14 protein-coding genes are annotated in these 17,939 nt (G+C 53.8%); 3 read left to right on the forward strand and 11 right to left on the reverse strand.

Annotated features, from left to right (window positions below):
* Nucleotides 1–15: 15 nt before the first annotated feature.
* From NSP04_RS04675 to NSP04_RS04720, 10 genes are all read right to left on the reverse strand, one after another.
* Nucleotides 16–4,740, reverse strand: coding sequence for a glutamate synthase-related protein (locus NSP04_RS04675; protein WP_257511163.1), 4,725 nt, complete (start codon nucleotides 4,738–4,740; stop codon nucleotides 16–18).
* Between the two features lie 149 nt (nucleotides 4,741–4,889).
* Nucleotides 4,890–5,591, reverse strand: coding sequence for a hypothetical protein (locus NSP04_RS04680; RefSeq protein ID WP_257511164.1), 702 nt, complete (start codon nucleotides 5,589–5,591; stop codon nucleotides 4,890–4,892).
* A gap of 11 nt (nucleotides 5,592–5,602) precedes the next feature.
* Entirely contained in the window at nucleotides 5,603–6,760 is a 1,158-nt protein-coding gene (locus NSP04_RS04685; protein WP_371824994.1) for a deoxyguanosinetriphosphate triphosphohydrolase, read from the reverse strand.
* On the reverse strand, nucleotides 6,742–7,836 hold the full coding sequence (aroB, locus tag NSP04_RS04690) for a 3-dehydroquinate synthase (protein WP_257511166.1): 1,095 nt from the start codon (nucleotides 7,834–7,836) through the stop codon (nucleotides 6,742–6,744). Before aroB ends, NSP04_RS04685 begins: the two co-directional genes overlap by 19 nt.
* On the reverse strand, nucleotides 7,833–8,390 hold the full coding sequence (locus NSP04_RS04695) for a shikimate kinase (RefSeq protein WP_257511167.1): 558 nt from the start codon (nucleotides 8,388–8,390) through the stop codon (nucleotides 7,833–7,835). Before NSP04_RS04695 ends, aroB begins: the two co-directional genes overlap by 4 nt.
* Nucleotides 8,391–8,439: 49 nt before the next feature.
* Entirely contained in the window at nucleotides 8,440–10,518 is a 2,079-nt protein-coding gene (locus NSP04_RS04700; RefSeq protein ID WP_257511168.1) for a type IV pilus secretin PilQ, read from the reverse strand.
* On the reverse strand, nucleotides 10,518–11,027 hold the full coding sequence (locus NSP04_RS04705) for a hypothetical protein (protein ID WP_257511169.1): 510 nt from the start codon (nucleotides 11,025–11,027) through the stop codon (nucleotides 10,518–10,520). The genes NSP04_RS04700 and NSP04_RS04705 overlap by 1 nt, the downstream gene beginning before the upstream one ends.
* Entirely contained in the window at nucleotides 11,020–11,652 is a 633-nt protein-coding gene (locus NSP04_RS04710; protein WP_257511170.1) for a type IV pilus inner membrane component PilO, read from the reverse strand. Before NSP04_RS04710 ends, NSP04_RS04705 begins: the two co-directional genes overlap by 8 nt.
* Nucleotides 11,639–12,250, reverse strand: coding sequence for a PilN domain-containing protein (locus NSP04_RS04715; protein WP_257511171.1), 612 nt, complete (start codon nucleotides 12,248–12,250; stop codon nucleotides 11,639–11,641). Before NSP04_RS04715 ends, NSP04_RS04710 begins: the two co-directional genes overlap by 14 nt.
* A complete protein-coding gene (locus tag NSP04_RS04720; protein WP_257511172.1) occupies nucleotides 12,241–13,209 on the reverse strand; it encodes a hypothetical protein in 969 nt (322 codons plus the stop codon). Before NSP04_RS04720 ends, NSP04_RS04715 begins: the two co-directional genes overlap by 10 nt.
* A 148-nt stretch (nucleotides 13,210–13,357) precedes the next feature.
* Here NSP04_RS04720 and NSP04_RS04725 point away from each other — a divergent pair, with 148 nt between their 5' ends.
* The gene (locus NSP04_RS04725) at nucleotides 13,358–15,865 is read left to right on the forward strand and encodes a penicillin-binding protein 1A (protein ID WP_257511173.1); all 2,508 of its coding nucleotides are present in this window, start codon (nucleotides 13,358–13,360) and stop codon (nucleotides 15,863–15,865) included.
* Between the two features lie 17 nt (nucleotides 15,866–15,882).
* Here NSP04_RS04725 and cyaY read toward each other — a convergent pair whose 3' ends face one another.
* A complete protein-coding gene (gene cyaY / locus NSP04_RS04730) occupies nucleotides 15,883–16,209 on the reverse strand; it encodes an iron donor protein CyaY (RefSeq protein ID WP_257511174.1) in 327 nt (108 codons plus the stop codon).
* On the opposite strand from cyaY, the gene lptM reads away from it, so the two are divergent.
* Both lptM and lysA read left to right on the forward strand, forming a co-directional pair.
* A complete protein-coding gene (gene lptM / locus NSP04_RS04735; RefSeq protein ID WP_257511175.1) occupies nucleotides 16,208–16,366 on the forward strand; it encodes an LPS translocon maturation chaperone LptM in 159 nt (52 codons plus the stop codon). The two genes, cyaY and lptM, sit on opposite strands and share 2 nt — an antisense overlap.
* A 27-nt stretch (nucleotides 16,367–16,393) precedes the next feature.
* Nucleotides 16,394–17,701: a diaminopimelate decarboxylase gene (gene lysA, locus NSP04_RS04740; RefSeq protein WP_257511176.1), complete on the forward strand. Its 1,308-nt coding sequence runs from the start codon at nucleotides 16,394–16,396 to the stop codon at nucleotides 17,699–17,701.
* The last annotated feature ends 238 nt before the right edge of the window (nucleotides 17,702–17,939 follow it).

Below are 17,939 nucleotides of genomic sequence, written 5' to 3' on the forward strand. Positions count from 1 at the left end.
ATTAACAGGTGGTTCTTAAGCGGCGACTGCAGGTTTGGCCTGCGCTGCCACATACAGTTCTTTCAAGGCGCGACGGTATTCGGTTGGGAATACTTTCACGAACTTCTTGCGCTCGGTGCCCCAGTTTTCCAGAATTTCCTTGGCACGTTCGCTGCCGGTGTAACGGGCGTGGCGCTCGACCAAACTCTTCAGGATTACTTCGTCGGGCTGGCGGTCTGCACCACGTGCCGGGCTGTGCCAAATTTCACGGTTGCCCAGTGCTTCCTGTTCGGTTGCAGGGACCACGTCTTCCAGCTCAACTTGCGCCATGTTGCAACGTTTTGCGAACAAACCATCGATGTCGTACACATAAGCCATGCCACCGCTCATGCCGGCTGCAAAGTTGCGGCCGGTTTCACCCAACACCACCACGGTACCGCCAGTCATGTATTCGCAACCGTGGTCGCCAGTGCCTTCAATCACGGCTGCCGCACCTGAATTGCGCACAGCGAAACGTTCGCCTGCCACACCGCTCAGGAATGCTTCACCGGCAATGGCACCGTACAGCACGGTGTTGCCCACAATCATGTTTTCTTCAGACAAACCGCGGAAGTCGTTGGTTGGGCGCACGATGATTCGACCGCCACTCAAGCCCTTGCCCACGTAATCGTTGCCCTCGCCCACCAAGTCAGCGGTTACACCATGCGCCAGGAATGCGCCGAATGATTGACCGGCTGTGCCAGTGAACTGAATGTGAATGGTGTCGTCTGGCAAGCCAGCGTGGCCATATTTTTTGGCCACTTCGCCAGACAACATGGCACCCGCCGTGCGGTTCACGTTCTTGATCGGGGTAATGAAGGAAACACGTTCGCCTTTGTCCAAAGCCGATTTGGCCAACTGGATCAATTTCTGGTCCAGCGCCTTGTCCAGGCCGTGGTCTTGGCTGCCAGTGTGCAACAGCGGCTCTGTGGTGCCTTCAGGTACCCACAACAAGCGGCTGAAGTCCAGGCCCTTGGCTTTCCAGTGGGTAATGCCTTTGCGCATGTCCAGCAGGTTCGCGCGGCCAATCAGGTCGTCGAATTTGCGGATGCCCAACTGCGCCATGATTTCGCGCACTTCGTTGGCCACGAAGAAGAAGTAATTCACTACATGCTCAGGCTTGCCGGTGAACTTCTTGCGAAGTTCCGGGTTTTGTGTGGCAACGCCTACGGGGCAGGTGTTCAAGTGGCACTTGCGCATCATGATGCAGCCTTCAACCACCAGTGGGGCAGTCGCAAAGCCGAATTCATCAGCGCCCAACATGGCACCAATCACCACGTCGCGGCCGGTTTTCATTTGGCCATCGACCTGCACGCGAATACGTCCACGCAAACCGTTCAATACCAAGGTTTGCTGTGTTTCAGCCAAACCCAGTTCCCAGTTGGTACCCGCATGCTTGATGGATGAAACAGGCGATGCGCCTGTACCACCATCTTGACCAGCGATGACCAGGTGGTCGGCCTTGGCCTTCGAAACACCCGCAGCAATGGTACCCACGCCCACTTCAGACACCAGCTTCACGGAAATGGAAGCCTGTGCATTCACGTTTTTCAGGTCGTGAATAAGCTGGGCCAAATCTTCAATGGAATAAATGTCGTGGTGCGGGGGCGGGGAAATCAAGCCCACGCCAGGCACGGAATAGCGCAGCTTGCCGATGTAATCGGACACCTTGCCACCGGGCAACTGACCGCCCTCACCAGGCTTGGCACCTTGCGCCATCTTGATCTGGATTTGATCTGCGGATGTCAGGTATTCGGCGGTTACGCCGAAACGACCGGAAGCCACCTGTTTGATGCGTGAGCGCAGAGAATCGCCTTTCTTCAAGGGGAAGTCGGCAACCACCACATCGCCCAATTCGCTTTTCAGCGAGGCACCTTCGCCAATGGGGCCTGTGCCTGGACCAAATTTATCAAGGCCCGCGCGCAGTTCGGTGCTGTAGCGCTTTTCGTCTTCACCACCTTCACCGGTGTTGCTTTTGCCGCCAATTCGGTTCATGGCCACAGCCAGGGTTGCGTGGGCTTCAGTCGAAATGGAACCCAGTGACATGGCACCTGTTGCAAAGCGCTTCACGATTTCTTCGACGGCTTCCACTTCTTCAATTGGAATGGCTTTTGAAGGGTCAATCTTGAATTCGAACAGACCACGCAAGGTCATGTGGCGCTTGCTTTGATCGTTGATGATCTGCGCATATTCCTTGTAGGTGTTGTAGGTGCCTGAACGTGTGGCGTGTTGCAATTTTGCAATTGCATCGGGGGTCCACATGTGTTCCTCGCCGCGAGTGCGCCAGGCGTATTCGCCACCTGCATCCAAGGCGCCAGCCAACACAGGGTCGGGGCTGAATGCGGACTGGTGAACTCGAATGGCTTCCTCGGCCACTTCAAACACGCCAATGCCTTCTACCTTGGTGGGTGTGCCGGCAAAGTACGCATCAATGAAGGCCTGGTTCAAACCAACGGCTTCAAAAATTTGCGCGCCTGTGTAGCTCATGTAAGTGGAAATGCCCATCTTGGACATCACTTTCATCAAGCCCTTGCCCACCGCCTTAATGTAGTTGTACACCGCTTTTTCAGGGCTTAAATCGCCGGGCAAACCTTTGCTCATTTCAGCAATGGTTTCCATGGCCAGGTAGGGGTGCACGGCTTCTGCACCGTAACCCGCCAGCAAGGCAAAATGGTGGGTTTCACGGGCTGAACCGGTTTCAACCACCAAGCCAGTCGAGGTACGCAGACCCACTTTCACCAGGTGCTGGTGAATGGCAGACACTGCCAGCAACGCTGGAATGGCCACGTTGTCGCGGCTCATCATGCGGTCGGTGATGATCAGCACGTTCACGCCCTGCTTCACCGCATCGCGGGCCTCAGCACACAGTGATGCAATGCGTGCTTCAATGCCTTCCTTACCCCAAGCGACGGGATAGCAAATGTTCAGTTCATGGCTGGTGAACTTGCCGCCAGTGAAGGCTTCAATGTTGCGGATCTTCGCCATGTCTTTTGATGTGAGCACAGGCTGTGACACTTCGAGGCGCATGGGCGGGTTGATGTTGTTCAGATCAAGCAGGTTGGGCTTGGGGCCGATGAAGCTGTTCAGGCTCATCACCAGGTTTTCACGAATCGGATCGATTGGTGGGTTGGTCACCTGTGCGAACAACTGCTTGAAGTAGTTGTACAGCGGCTTAAGCTTGTTGGACATCACGGCCAATGGGCTGTCGTTGCCCATAGAGCCGGTGGCTTCCTCGCCGTTTTGCAGCATGGGGGCCATCAGGAATTTCAGGTCTTCCTGCGTGTAACCAAAGGCCTGCTGGCGATCCAGCAAGGTTTCAAGCGGCTCGATGGGTTCGGGTTTGCCTTCCACTTCGTCCAGCTTCACGCGAATGGTGTCGATCCACTGCTTGTAGGGCTTGCCGGCGCTAAGCTGGTTCTTCAACTCGTCGTCGTTGATAATGCGGCCCGCTTCCATGTCGATCAGGAACATTTTGCCGGGCTGTAAGCGCCACTTTTTCACAATCTTGCTTTCAGGAATCGGCAAGGTGCCTGATTCCGAAGCCATCACCACCAAATCATCTTCAGTCACGATGTAACGCGCGGGGCGCAGGCCGTTGCGGTCAAGCGTAGCGCCAATCTGTTTGCCATCAGTAAACGCCATGGCGGCAGGGCCGTCCCAGGGTTCCATCATGGCGGCGTGGTATTCATAGAAGGCGCGGCGGTTGTCATCCATCAATGTGTGCTGTTCCCAGGCTTCGGGCACCATCATCATCATGGCTTGCGCAATTGGGTAGCCCGCCATCACCAACAGTTCCAGGCAGTTGTCGAAACAGGCTGTATCTGACTGACCTTCGAAAATCAGTGGGTACAGCTTTTGCAGGTCGTCGCCCAACACGGCACTTTTCATCACGCCTTCACGTGCGCGCATCCAGTTGAAGTTGCCCTTCACGGTGTTGATTTCGCCGTTGTGCGCCAACATGCGGTACGGGTGAGCCAACGGCCATTCAGGGAATGTGTTGGTGGAAAAACGCTGGTGAACCAGAGCCAATGCCGACACACAGCGTGGGTCTTTCAAATCAAGGTAGTACTCGCCAACCTGGTTGGCCAGCAACAAGCCCTTGTACACAATGGTACGGGCGCTCATGGAGGGGCTGAAGTATTCAGTGCCGTGCGCCAGGTTCAGGTTCTTGATGGCGTGCACGGCGCGTTTGCGGATTACATACAGTTTGCGTTCCAGCGCGTCGGTCACCATGATGTCGCGGCCACGGCCCACGAACACTTGGCGAATCACGGGTTCTTTCAAGCGCACGGTGGGGCTCATTGGCATGTCGGCATTCACCGGCACATCACGCCAGCCCAGCAACACTTGGCCCTCAGCTTTCACAGCGCGCTCAATTTCCTGTTCGCAGGCGATGCGGGAAGCAGTCTCTTTCGGCAAAAACAACATGCCCACGCCGTATTCGCCAGCGGGCGGCAGTGTTATGCCCTGCTTGGCCATTTCTTCACGGAAAAAGGCGTCGGGAATTTGAATCAGTATGCCCGCACCGTCGCCCATCAGTGGGTCGGCACCCACGGCACCACGGTGGTCCAGATTTTCAAGAATTTTCAGGCCGCTTGCAATGATGTCATGCGTTCGCTTGCCTTTGATGTGCGCCACAAAACCAACGCCACAGGCGTCGTGTTCGTTGCTGGCGGAGTACATGCCTTTTTCTTCGGCAATCTTTCTGATGTCTTGTTGCATGGAGAAGCCCCTGATTTCGGTACGTTGGACACTTTACTGCACCGCCGCAAGATTCTCAAGGAAAATAAAAGGGGTCTGACCCTATTTATAAAACCCCACCAAAAACTAGGGTCATAAAATAGGGACATACAAAAATTTGCCGCACTTGTTTAGTGCTTTTGCGCTGCTTTCGCGGGCCGCCCACGTGGCCGTGGACGCACCGGCCGATTCGCAAGGTCCTGAATTTGCGTGCAAAAAGCATCGTCACTCCACAGCCAGCCTTTTTGCAGGCACTCTGAAATGTCTGCACAGTCCCTTTCACTCAAACCAGGTTCACTAAACTGCCGGTAGCGGCTTTGGCGCTCGAAGGGGGTGTTGCCGAGTTGCCAGTAGATAGGCAAATCAAGCAACCATGCCTCATTCACCACACCGGCATGGGCAGCAAAACTGCTCCAGGGGTAGGTGGCCAGGTCAGGGGCGCCAGTGGCACGGGCAGCCAGCTGCTCGACAAAAAGGCAGGCTTTCAGGCTGCGCAAGCCGGGTTGAATCACTGTGGATTTAAAACGCGGTTCCCACAGTGCGCTTGAGTTGATCTGCTGTATCTGCCGTACTGCATGTGAAAAATGCCGGTTCAGGTTTTGCACAAAGCGCCCCACTTTTGCCGCATCGGGTGCTGTAATCATCAGCAAAGCGCCCGTGGGCACCAGGCAATAGGCATGCAGGGCAACGCCCTCTTCATTGGCGCTTTCAGGCAACTGGGCATGAAACAGGGAAAAAGCGTCTCGGGTTTTGAACACCTCTTGCCCTGCAATACCTTGCAATTCCAGCACCATGGGGCATTCAGGAATAAATAAGCGGGCTTGGCGGGCCATGCAAGATCGCCTTAAAACTGCAAGCCGGGCACGGTCAGGCGTTGGTGCTCTTTCATGGCGTAACGGTCGGTCATGCCTGCGATGTAATCGGCAATGGCGCGAGGTATGTTCATTTCAGAGCGGCGGTAAAACTGCGGGGGAAGCAGTCGGGGATCTTCCATAAAAATATGAAACAATTCTTGCACCACACGGCGTGCCTTCAGGGTGGCACGCAACACCTGGTAGTGCTGGTACAGTTCTTTGCGCAAAAACACCTTCAGCTCGTGGTTCAGCTCGGCCATTTCTGCGCTAAAACCGATTAGTTTGTCAGCCAACTGCACATCCGCCACGCTGGTGGGCCTGATTTGCTGAATGCGGCGGTCTGACTCATGCAGTAAATCCTGCACCAAGGCGTTAATAATGCCGCGCACAATTTCATGAATCAAGCGGCGACCATCAATGTTGGGATCCCGGGTTTTAACACGGTCCAAATGCATTTTAAACAGCGGTACCTCGGCAGTTTGTTCCAGCGTAATCAAGCCGGAACGCAGACCATCGTCAATGTCGTGGTTGTTGTAAGCAATTTCGTCGGCCAGGTTGGTAACCTGTGCTTCAAGCACAGGGCGTCGATTGCTTAAAAAGCGGTCCGCCACCTCGCCCAGCTTCTCAGCATTGGGCCGAGAGCAGTGTTTCAAAATACTTTCACGGGTTTCAAAACACAAATTCAAGCCATTGAAACTGGCGTATTTTTCTTCTAGTTCATCCACCACCCGCAGGCTTTGCAAGTTGTGCTCAAAACCACCGTGGGGCGCCATACATTCATTCAATGCGTCTTGCCCGGCGTGCCCAAAGGGTGTGTGGCCCAAGTCGTGGGCCAGTGCAACAGCTTCGGTGAGTTCTTCATTCAAACCCAAATTGCGGGAAATACTGCGCGCAATTTGTGCCACTTCCAGACTGTGGGTAAGGCGGGTGCGATACAAATCCCCCTCGGTGTTCACAAACACCTGGGTTTTGTATTCCAGTCGACGAAATGCCGCACTGTGGATAATTCGATCGCGATCACGTTCAAATTCGGTGCGGCCTTCCGGGCTTTTTTCAGGGTGCAGCCGGCCACGCGTGTTGGCAGAACTGACAGCATAAGGGGCCAAACTGAGTTCGAAGTTGCGCACGGTTAGTCCCCTGCCCCCAATTCTTGTAAGGTTTGCCTTACCAGTGTGTCATCGGCGGGCGAGGTTGAAGCTCCGCCCAAACCGTTCAGTAACACGTATTTAATCGAACCTGAATCGGCTTTTTTATCATGCGCCATCAGCTCCATGAACCTGTCCACGCCCATCCGCGGCGGCAAGGCCGGCAGGCGAGCGTCAATCACGACTTTTGTCAGGCGTGCAGATTCTGCTGCCGTCAGGCGACCCATGCGGCGGCACAAGTCGGCCGCAATCACCATGCCGCAACCCACCGCCTCGCCGTGGTACCACTGACCATAACCCATGCCCGCTTCAATCGCGTGGCCAAAAGTATGGCCAAAATTCAGAATGGCACGTATGCCGCCTTCACGCTCGTCCTTGCTCACCACATCCGCCTTGATCTCGCATGAACGCTTCACCACCTGCGCCAACAGCCCGGGATCGCGATTCAGCAAGCTGGGCATATTGGCTTCAACCATGTCCAGATACGCGGAGTCGGCAATCGCTCCATGCTTGATGATTTCCGCCAATCCGCAGCTCAATTCGCGATCAGGCAGGGTGTTCAACGTTGAAATATCGGTGACCACCATTTGCGGCTGGTAAAACGCGCCAATCATGTTTTTGCCCAGCGGGTGGTTAATCCCGGTTTTACCACCCACGGAACTGTCGACCTGGCTAAGCAAGGTAGTGGGCACTTGGATGAAGGGAATACCGCGCATAAACGCCGAGGCAGCAAAGCCACCCATGTCGCCAATTACCCCACCACCCAGTGCCACCAATACGGTTTTACGGTCGCAGTGGTGTTGCAGCAGGGCATCGAACACCAATTGAAGTGTTGGCCAGTCCTTGAATTCTTCACCATCAGGCAAAATAACAGTGTGTACAACCTTGGCCCCCGCTTGGATCAAACTGCCTTTCAACTGCGCGGCATACAGCGGCCCCACCGTGGTGTTGGTACAAATCATGACCACCATGCCAGCCACATGGGGCAGAAAAAGCTCGGCTTGCCCCAACAGGCCCGCACCAATATGAATTGGGTAGCTGCGATCGCCTAAATCAACTTCAAGGGTGTATCGACTCATTCTGTTCCAGTGGCCTTCTGTTCAGTGGGGGGTATTTTCTGGCCCAATTCTAAAGCAAGACTGATTTTATTCACGATTTGGTACACAGGTTGGCGCCCGGTTTCAACCACCACGTCGGCACATTCCTTGTACAAAGGCAGGCGGTTGGCAAGCAGCTCTTCAATCTTTTTACGGGGGTTTGGGCCTTGAAGCAGGGGTCTGTTTTTATCAAGCCGCGTGCGCTGATAAAGTTCTGTAGCAGATGCGCTAAGGTACACCACCGAGCCAATTTGCTTCAGCAGGGCGCGGTTTTCTTCAGCGAGTACAATTCCGCCGCCGGTGGCAATCACCTGGCGCTCTTTGCCAACGAAGCTGGCCAGTGCCGTCGACTCGCGTCGACGAAAACCGGCCTCGCCTTCGATTTCGAAAATAACAGGAATGCTGACACCCGTTTGATGCTCGATCAGGTGATCGGTGTCAGTGAATTCCCAGGACAGATGCTTGGCCAAGGCCTTGCCGACTGTGCTTTTGCCGGCTCCCATCATGCCCACCAGCACAATGCATTGATTGGACACTTCGTTAAATCTTCGTGAACGATCAAATCATTGTACGGTAAAGCTTGTGTTATTGGTCTGCGAGCACAACCGGCGTTAGAAAGATTAGCAGTTCTGCCCGTCGCTTGGTGTCGGTTTTGCCCTTGAATAAAGCCCCAAGCCCGGGAATGTCGCCCAGAAATGGCACCTTTTCATTCAATACATTGTCGTCTTCTTCAAAAATACCGCCCAACACAACCGTGCCGCCGTCGGCCACCAGAACTTTGGTTTTCACCCGGCGGGTGTCAATTGCAGGGCCGTTGGCCGTGGTAATCCCGATAGAGTCTTTGGCGATGTCTACATCCAGCAGCACAGTGCCATCCGGGGCAATTTGTGGCGTCACGGCCAGTTTTAAATTGGCTTCTTTGAATTCAGTTGCGGTTGCACCGCTGCTGGTGGCGATTTGATAAGGGATTTCTGTACCCTGCTCAATCAAGGCAGGCTCTTTGTTTGAGGTAATAACCCGCGGATTCGATACAGTGCGAATTTTGTTGTCGGTTTCAAGGGCACGCAACTGCAAATTGATTAGCCGCGTGGAACTGGCGTTGAACAAGGTGTAGGCCAAAGTGGTGGATGCCAACGGACCGGTGTCAACAAAACCTTTGCTGCCAAACTGGTCGCCAACTTCAGTAAACGCATCGGCCCTTGCCGAAGCCGATTGAATGCGCACACCCAAATCTTTCGACACAGAGGTATCGGCCAGCACCACCCTTGCTTCAATCATGACCTGTTTCACCGGCTTGTCCAGGCCCGTGATAATCATGTTGATGCGCTCCAGCCGCGTGGGTGTATCCTGCACAAAAATTTGGCTGGTGCGCTCGTCTGAAATCAGGGTTCCACGGTCCGAAAGCAGCTTGGAATCTTCCGACTTAATCAAGGTGACCAAATCTGCAGTTTTTTGGTAGCTGACTTGAAAGACTTGCGAAACCAAGGGCTCCATGTCGTCTTGTGCACGTCGATTGGCGGTTTGAAACTGATCGTTGCTTACATCAGCTGGCGTGGAAACCAACAACACATTGCCAGACTGACTTGACACCAACCCCTTTGAGCGCATGACAATGTCCAGCGCCTGGTCCCAGGGCACATCTTTCAAAAACACGGTGACCGTGCCTTGCACAGAATCACTTAACACCAGGTTCATTTTTGTGAAATCCGCGAATACTTGCATGACGGTGCGAATGTCTGCATCTTTAAAATCAAGGGTAATCGGCCGCCCGTTGTAGCGGGCCACTGCACTTTGATTTTTTGCAGCCGGGGTAATACTTACGCTGTTGGTTTTTGGTGCTGCCAACTGTATCGGTGTCACTTCCACTTCGACCACTGAACCGCTTTGCCTAAGCAAGTGTGTGGCTTTGTTCAAATTCATTTGAACCACCAAAGCTTGGTCACCCGGGAACAATTCTACTTGCGCTATGGGTGCCCCGGCCGCAGTTTGCAATTGCTTCACCACATCAGGCTGAATTCGCGCGTTGGCAAATCGAATTCGCAGCCGTTCATTCGTTAAAACAGCATCTGCCAGAATATCGCTTCGATCAAACACCATCCGCAGTACTTGCCTGCCGTTTTGCTCGGTTACGCGCCAGTCGTTCAGCACTGCGCCATCTTGCATCACTGCAGGCTTTCCCAGCACCTCTGCCACCGTTTTTTTCAACATGCTTCCTTGTGGCAAAACAGCAGCTTGTGTATTGCCAGGCACAAATGGCTTGGGCCCGGAGAAAACGATTTGAATGGACTGCTCGGATTGCGTCGCCTGCACCTCATAGCTTTGCGCCAATTCGAACACCAAACGACTTTTGCCACCTGCAGCAATCAGTTGTGAGCGCTTGATTCGACTGTCATTTGCAAACTCGACTGGCAAGGTTTTGTTGCTCAGCTCACTTGAAAAATCGAGCACTTGGCGCGCCGGGTTGGCCATTCTAAACAAACCGAGTTTTTGATTCATGGGCTGATCAAGCTGCAAGGTCAGTACTGTTTGATCATCCAGCTCCTGAAGTTTGGCATCCACAATCGACAAAGCTTGAGCATTGCCCATGAATGCCACCACCAGGATCGTGACCAACACGAAACTGAAGCGCGCCCGATTGTGTTTATTCACCATTTGCATTTTCATCAAAGTCCCCCAGGCGTTACGCCAGGCATCAGTTTCAGTTCAAGCGGCTTGCCTCTTGCGCGTCCATCCACAGGCAACAACACTACATTTCCAGCACCCAGAGAATTCACGCGATAGGCGTTCAGCACATAACTGCCGACTCCCACCACGTAATCACGCTGGCCGTCATTCAAAATGGCCACACGTTGACCAGATGACTCGATTATTCCCGTAAGCCGCATGGACCCGACAGCTCGACCCAAGTCGTCTATACGTGCTTGTTCGCTGACCAACAAATTGCTGCTCCACTCGAACAACCGACCAGTGATCGCGGGCAAAGATTCTGTGTTGCTTGCCAAAGTCAGCTCATCATCGCCAGGCGCTTTGGCTTCAGACACTCTCACAGACGAATTTCTGCCTTGATTTAATCGTTGCTCCAGCGCCATAAGCGACTCGGCGTGCCCTATGTCGGGGTTCTCCAGAGCAGGCAACAGTGGTACCAACAACATCGAAAACAGATATTCAATCATTGCGACTTTCCTCTTCAGGGACTGGTGAAGCCGTGCCGACTTGATTCGTAGGCAGTTGCGCATATGCGTTCAGTTCGCCCACCATTTGCCAGTCCCCGGACTCTGGCTGCACCTGCATTTCGAACTCCTTCAAACTGACCTGTCTGCTCAGGCTGGCGATGTGATTCGGCAAACGGGAAATGGCATCGCCCTGCCCGCGAACGCTGACCTTGACAGGCACTATGCGCATCACTTCTTTGTTGATAGAGGGCTGGGGCGTGAACTCGGACAATTTCAGTTGCTTGTCCAAAATCATTTCATTGATTCGCCCCAAAAGTGAGGCAAGCTCTCGGTCAGAAGGCAATGCCATCTTCAGCACAGGCAACTGGGCTTCAAGGGCTGCCAGCTCCGCTTCAATGGCAGTAGCCTCCAATAGCAGAATAGATTGTGACTCCAGCCGACTTAATGACTGCTGAATGTCAGTCTCGAGTTGCTGATTCATGCCCAGGCTGCTGCTCCAGAACAAAAAGAAGCTGAGAATTCCCAACAGGAACCAGGTGAACAAAATTAATGCGATGCGCATCGGCGCACCCAACAAGGGCAACTCTTCCCGCAAAGAGTCAAGGCTGAGTTCATCTAGACGCATTCTGCCCTCCGCGCAACATAGCCTTGATCTCGAATTGATGCACTTCCTGGCCTGCTGGGCTGTTGGCTGTGGGGCTTGCAGGCGGACCGGAACTGGTTGCAGGCTGTGCCCCAACCAGCGTCACCAAATCCACCGACTGAAACAGGGCATTGCCTGACTCCATTTGATCCACCCAGGCAGCCAGTTCAGACACAGAACTTGTAAACCCACCAATGAACATCGCGTCCATTTTTGTGGACAAACGAGTCAAAGAAACGCCACGTGGTACGGTTTTATCCAGGAACGACAACCATTGACTGGCCAACAACGATTCCTTTTCCACCGCTTCCAAAGCCCCAACCTGTCGGCCAAGTTCTGCCACACGGTCTTTTTTACGTTGAACCTCAGCAGCCTGCGTTGCCATCTCGGCTTCCATGGCAGACAAATTACTGAGAAAGTTTTCTTTGTTGGCGACCCTTTGTGAAAACTCGCTGCCTACGGCGTAGCAAATAAACAGGCCGACCAGCAAACCTGCAGACAATTCGGCGATCACACGCCGCCTTCGTTTGCTTTCCCGGTGATTGCGGTACGGGTACAGGTTAAAAAGAATTACTCGCATGGCATGGCCTCCAGCGCACCGAAAGGCACCACGTCATCGTGCCAATGCGTGGCCAATTCACGGCGTGGTGTAATATCCAGCAAACGCGGTGAAAGAATTTGACTTCGCTTGGCGGTTGATTCGCAGCCTTTGGCATACATCAGCTCGCCACCCAGTATCAGTCGAACTGAAGCCACTTCTTCGGGCGCGCCGTCGCGAGTCCAGGTCGACACCAAGCGCTCAAGCGCAGAGATGGCCTGCACCACAGAAAACCCGTCTTCACTGTGCTCCCAACTTTCGTTGAACAACACGCCTTGCGAGAACACGGCCAAACGCACACGGTGTCGAGACAATTCGCCATGCAACAAAAACTGTATGTCCGCAGCCCGCAGTGTTTCCGAGGCCATTTGCAAATAGCCATTCATGGCAGCCACGGAATCCAGCGTTATGCCCAAACAACCCAGGTTGAATTGTTGGCAGGCCTCCAAAATTTCATCCACCTGTCGCTGGTCAATACCGGCCACTGCAAGGTTCACACTACCGTCCGACAACTCGGCCTTCACTTGCCAGTCAAATGCAGCCTCTCGCTCCGACTCACCTGCAGCCGCCTCCATCAGTTCTTGGATCTGATATCGAATCAAGTTTTCACGCTCGTTTTTTTCAACACTGATTTCACCAAGGTAAGCGTGTTTGGATGGCACCGACATCACCACAAACTGAGGCCGCACTGTATGGGTTGAAAGTTGCCCCAAAGCCCCGGCAATCGCTTGTTTGAGGGACTCGCCCGACACAAAAGCATCATCTGATGCAGTGACCCCCAATGCCCCACCACCAGACCCAAGGATGGACCTGAATGACAAGCAACCCCGACTATCAATTTCGCCATACACCCAGCGATAGCGCCGCGCGCTGAATGAGAACGACAGCGCATGAGCAGAGCCTCTGGACAAACCCGCCAACCATGTTCGAATTGATTTCATGAATACACCCTGTGCAAGGTAGACCTTCAGGGTAGAGAATTCAGGCTGAGCGGCTAACCCTCATTGGAGGGGTATAACCACTAGGGGGAGTTCCCTGATTTCATCAGTAGAGTCAACGATCTGAAATTACCGCGCGTTGGCAGCTACAATGTGGTCAATTCCACCCAACCAACACCGAACTGTGAATTCAAACAAATTGCGCTCAAACCAACGCTCCAAAGGTTTTATTGCCACCGCGCTTATCCTCCTGATTGGCTTGGTCATTTCGGGCGCATTGCTGGTGGGTGTGGCCTTGGCATTGATTTTTCCAAAACTGCCCGACCTGGACACCCTGACCGATTACAGACCCAAAGTGCCTTTGCGCGTGATGACCACTGACGGCGTGTTGATTGGTGAGTTCGGCGAGGAACGACGACGCCCCGTTGAAATTACCGAAGTACCCCTGATCATGCAGCAGGCCATCCTGGCTGCAGAGGATGACCGGTTTTACGAGCATGGCGGCATTGACTTCATGGGCGTAGCGCGTGCCATGATTACCAACGTCACGTCGGGTGGGCGAACGCAAGGCGCAAGCACCATCACGATGCAGGTTGCCCGCAATTTTTTCCTGACACGCGACAAAACCTGGACACGCAAACTGTATGAAGTGCTGCTGGCCTACAAAATTGAAGACAGCTTGAGCAAAGACGAAATTTTTGAGTTGTACATCAACCAGATTTATCTCGGTCAGCGCGCCTATGGCTTCCAGTCTGCATCACAAGTGTATTTCGCCAAACCCCTTCGCGACATCAACGCCGCCGAAGCGGCCATGCTGGCAGGTTTGCCAAAGGCACCGTCTGCCTACAATCCGATTGTGAACCCCAGCCGCGCACGCGTTCGTCAGGAATATGTGCTGCGCCGCATGAACGAACTTGATTACATCGACGACACTCAATTCGAAGAGGCCCTGAAAACCGAATTGGTCTACCGCAACCGCAAGGCCAATGGTGACGACATTGAGGCCACAACGGGCCTCACAATCAATGCCGACTATGCGGCTGAAATGGCCCGCCAGGCTGTGATGGAAATGTACGGAGAGGAAGCCTACACATCGGGCATCACAGTGACCACCACCTTGATAGCCAAGGAACAACGTGCCGCCCAGCGCGCCCTTCGAAACACGGTGATGGATTATGAATTACGCCAGTTTTTTCGTGGCCCCGAGGGTTACATTGAACTGCCGAACGATCCCAAGGAAGCTGAAGAAGTGATCGGTGACAACATCAGCGACTACACCGACTACGGCTTTTTACAAAGCGCAGTGGTACTTTCAGCCAGCCCCAAAGAAGTGGTTTTGTCTCAAGGTGCAGGCGAACCCTTGGTGCTGACGGGTGCCAGCCTGAAACCTGCGGAAAGCTGGCTTAATGAACGCGCCCCCGCCAACAAACGCCTGAAACGGGGCGCAGTGGTCCGCGTGTTGAAGCGCAAAGACCAACCCACCATGCTGACCCAGTTGCCTGAAGTGGAAGCCGCATTTATTGCGATCAACCCCAGGGATGGCGCTATTCGCGCTTTGTCGGGTGGGTTTGAATTTTCGCGCAACAAATTCAACCACGTTACACAGGCGACTCGCCAACCAGGTTCGGCCTTCAAACCTTTCGTGTATTCGGCAGCGCTGGAAAAAGGGATCACCGCAACCACACTGGTGGCAGACGAACCCATTTTTGTGCCCGCCGACACCCCGGGTGGAAAAGACTGGAGTCCAAAAAACTACGATGGCAAATACGATGGCCCCATGGTACTTAAAGAAGGCCTTGCCAAATCAAAAAACATGGTTTCAATCCGAGTGTTGCAAGAAATTACGCCGCAATATGGCCAGCGCTGGGCGACACAATTTGGATTTCCGGCAGCGAATGTACCGCCCTACCTAACCATGGCGTTGGGTGCAGTCACCACCAACCCATTACAGATGGCCAGCGCCTTCGCCGTATTTGCCAATTCCGGTTACCGCGTAAAGCCCTACTTGATTGAAAAAATCACCGATGGAAGCGGACGCATCGTGGCCCGGGCACGCCCTGCAGTGGCCGGCGAAGAAGCCAACCGGGTGATCGATTCACGCAACGCCTTTGTAACCACACGCCTGCTTCGCGAAGTGGTCGATCGCGGCACAGCCACTCGCGCCAAAGTGTTGAACCGTGGTGACATTGTCGGCAAAACAGGCACCACCAATGACAGTCACGACGCTTGGTTTGCTGGCTACAACAGCGACATTTCGGCTGTGGCCTGGGTGGGTTACGACCAACCCCGCAACTTGGGTGCCCGTGAAACCGGGGGTGGACTGGCCCTGCCGATCTGGATCGATTACATGCGCATTGCCTTGGCTGATCTGCCAGAGAAGCCACAGGTCGTTCCACCGGGTATTGAATATATTGATGGCAACTATTTCTATTCGGAATACACACCGGGCAACGGCATTTCGCGAATTGATGTGAGCGGCGGCGGAGATGACATTCCCAGCCTGTTTAACTTTTTGAAAGGCTTGGGCGGCATGATGGACAACAATTCCAACAAACGCTACGAGGGACCAACCAGCTCCGGAGACGGTACAACTCACCTGGAACCAGAGCGTCCTCGTGAACAACCTCGCGATGAAATTGAGCGTTTGTTTGGAAATTAAGCAAGGTTAAAATTCGTTCACATGGCGGGGCAGGTTTGACCAATCTGCTCACTTAACAACGCCACAAAGTGGGCCTTAAAGGGAGTTTTGCTGCGCGTGTCACGCCATTGCCCGTCCACATACTGATAATGAAAACCGCCTGATTTTGCAGCCAGCCACAATTCGTGGTTGGCCACCTGGCTGTTCAAAATCATCTTGCCTTTGTCTTCAAAATCAAGGGTTAATACATTGCCTGAGCGCATTGAATCTGCATCCAGGTCGAGCGTGTCGACCAAGGATTCAATATACTCTTCTACTTGAACCAAGGTGGAATCCACCACCGCCTGGAATTCTGTGTCTGTCATGAAAAACTCACCTTTAAGAACATTGGCCATTGTCACCTTGTTTGCGCTGGGCCTGAACGCCTGCGGCCAACGCGGCCCGCTTTATTTGCCCGAACCGCCACCGCCCATTGCAAAACCGGCGGGCTACGACAAACCTGAACAACAGCAAAACCGCTAAACCCAACATTTCCCGGCAGATTTTACCGTGCAAAACAATTCAGTGAACCCCAGCGACCTTAACCCACACCTGCAATTCGATGCTGCAACGGGCGAGCTTCTATTCGAACAAGCTGAACTCACCGGTTTGGCGCAGGAGTTTGGCACGCCCTTGTATGTTTATTCGGCCAGCTCCATCAAACAGGCCTATCGCGATTACGCCAATGCCTGCCAGGGCTTGGCGCATGTCACCATTTGTTATGCGGTCAAAGCCAACTCAAATATTCACATTCTGAAAACACTGGCGCAAGAAGGAGCCGGGTTCGATATTGTGTCTGCCGGTGAACTGGCCCGTGTTATTGCCGCAGGCGGTGACCCCAAAAAGGCGGTGTTCGCCGGAGTAGGCAAATCGGCCCAGGAAATTGAATATGCATTGGGGCAAGGCGTGGGTTGCTTCAATGTGGAGTCGGAAGCAGAAATGGCACGTGTGGCGCAAGTGGCCGAGAAATTACAACGCATCGCCAATGTGTCACTGCGCGTGAACCCCGATGTGGATGCCAAAACACACCCCTACATTTCTACAGGGTTAAAAGAGAATAAGTTTGGCGTGTCAATGAACGCAGCCCCGCGCGTGTACCAGTTTGCGCACGCACACCCATGGCTGAATGTGCACGGAATTGATTGCCACATCGGTTCGCAACTGACCGACGCAAGCCCCTACTTCGATGCGCTCGACCGCGTGCTGGCGCTGCTCGACCAGCTAGCCCTGGAAGGCATTGAAATCAATCACCTTGACCTGGGTGGCGGCATTGGCATTCGCTACCTGGATGAAACACCACCCACCCCGGCTGAAGTACTGCCCAAATTGATCGCCAAGGTGAAAGATTGGGCAAGTGCCAAGGGCCGCGGCATGCCCAGTTTGTCGTTCGAACCAGGTCGGTCTATCGTTGGCAATGCCGGTGTGTTGCTCACTCAGGTTGAATTTCTGAAAGAAAATGAAGGCAAACATTTCGCCATCGTAGACGCAGCCATGAACGACCTGATGCGCCCTGCCATGTACAAGGCCTTTCACGCCGTGGTGGCTTTACAGAAGAACCCCCATTCCAAGCCGCAAGAATACGACGTGGTGGGCCCCGTTTGCGAATCTGGCGACTGGCTGGCCAAAAACCGGGTGCTTTCTATCGAGCAGGGCGATTACCTGGCCATTTTGTCGGCGGGTGCGTACGGGCAAACCATGGCCTCGAACTACAACAGCCGCGGCCGCGCTGCTGAAGTGCTGGTAGAAAACGGCAAAGCCACACTGATTCGCAGGCGCGAAACCATTGAAGACCAGCTACGGCCTGAACTGGATGTGTAAAGGCCTAATTTGAATGGTGAGCGCTGTTGATAAGCTGCGCATCGTTGGAATTGCTTGTTTCGCACTTCAAGAAAACCGCCCCCGTTTGAATTCATTCGCAGCGTTCGGCCAAGGGCCGCCATCGAGACTCGGCCATCTTTTTTGCCGAGCTCGGTGAGCAAGAATCAATTCAAAAAGGGATCAAGCGGTTTTCAGTGCGGAACTGGCAATCCACGATGAGGTGGCAAAACCAATCAGC

Source organism: Limnobacter parvus (genome assembly GCF_024623725.1).
GTDB classification, from domain to species: Bacteria; Pseudomonadota; Gammaproteobacteria; order Burkholderiales; family Burkholderiaceae_B; genus Limnobacter; species Limnobacter parvus.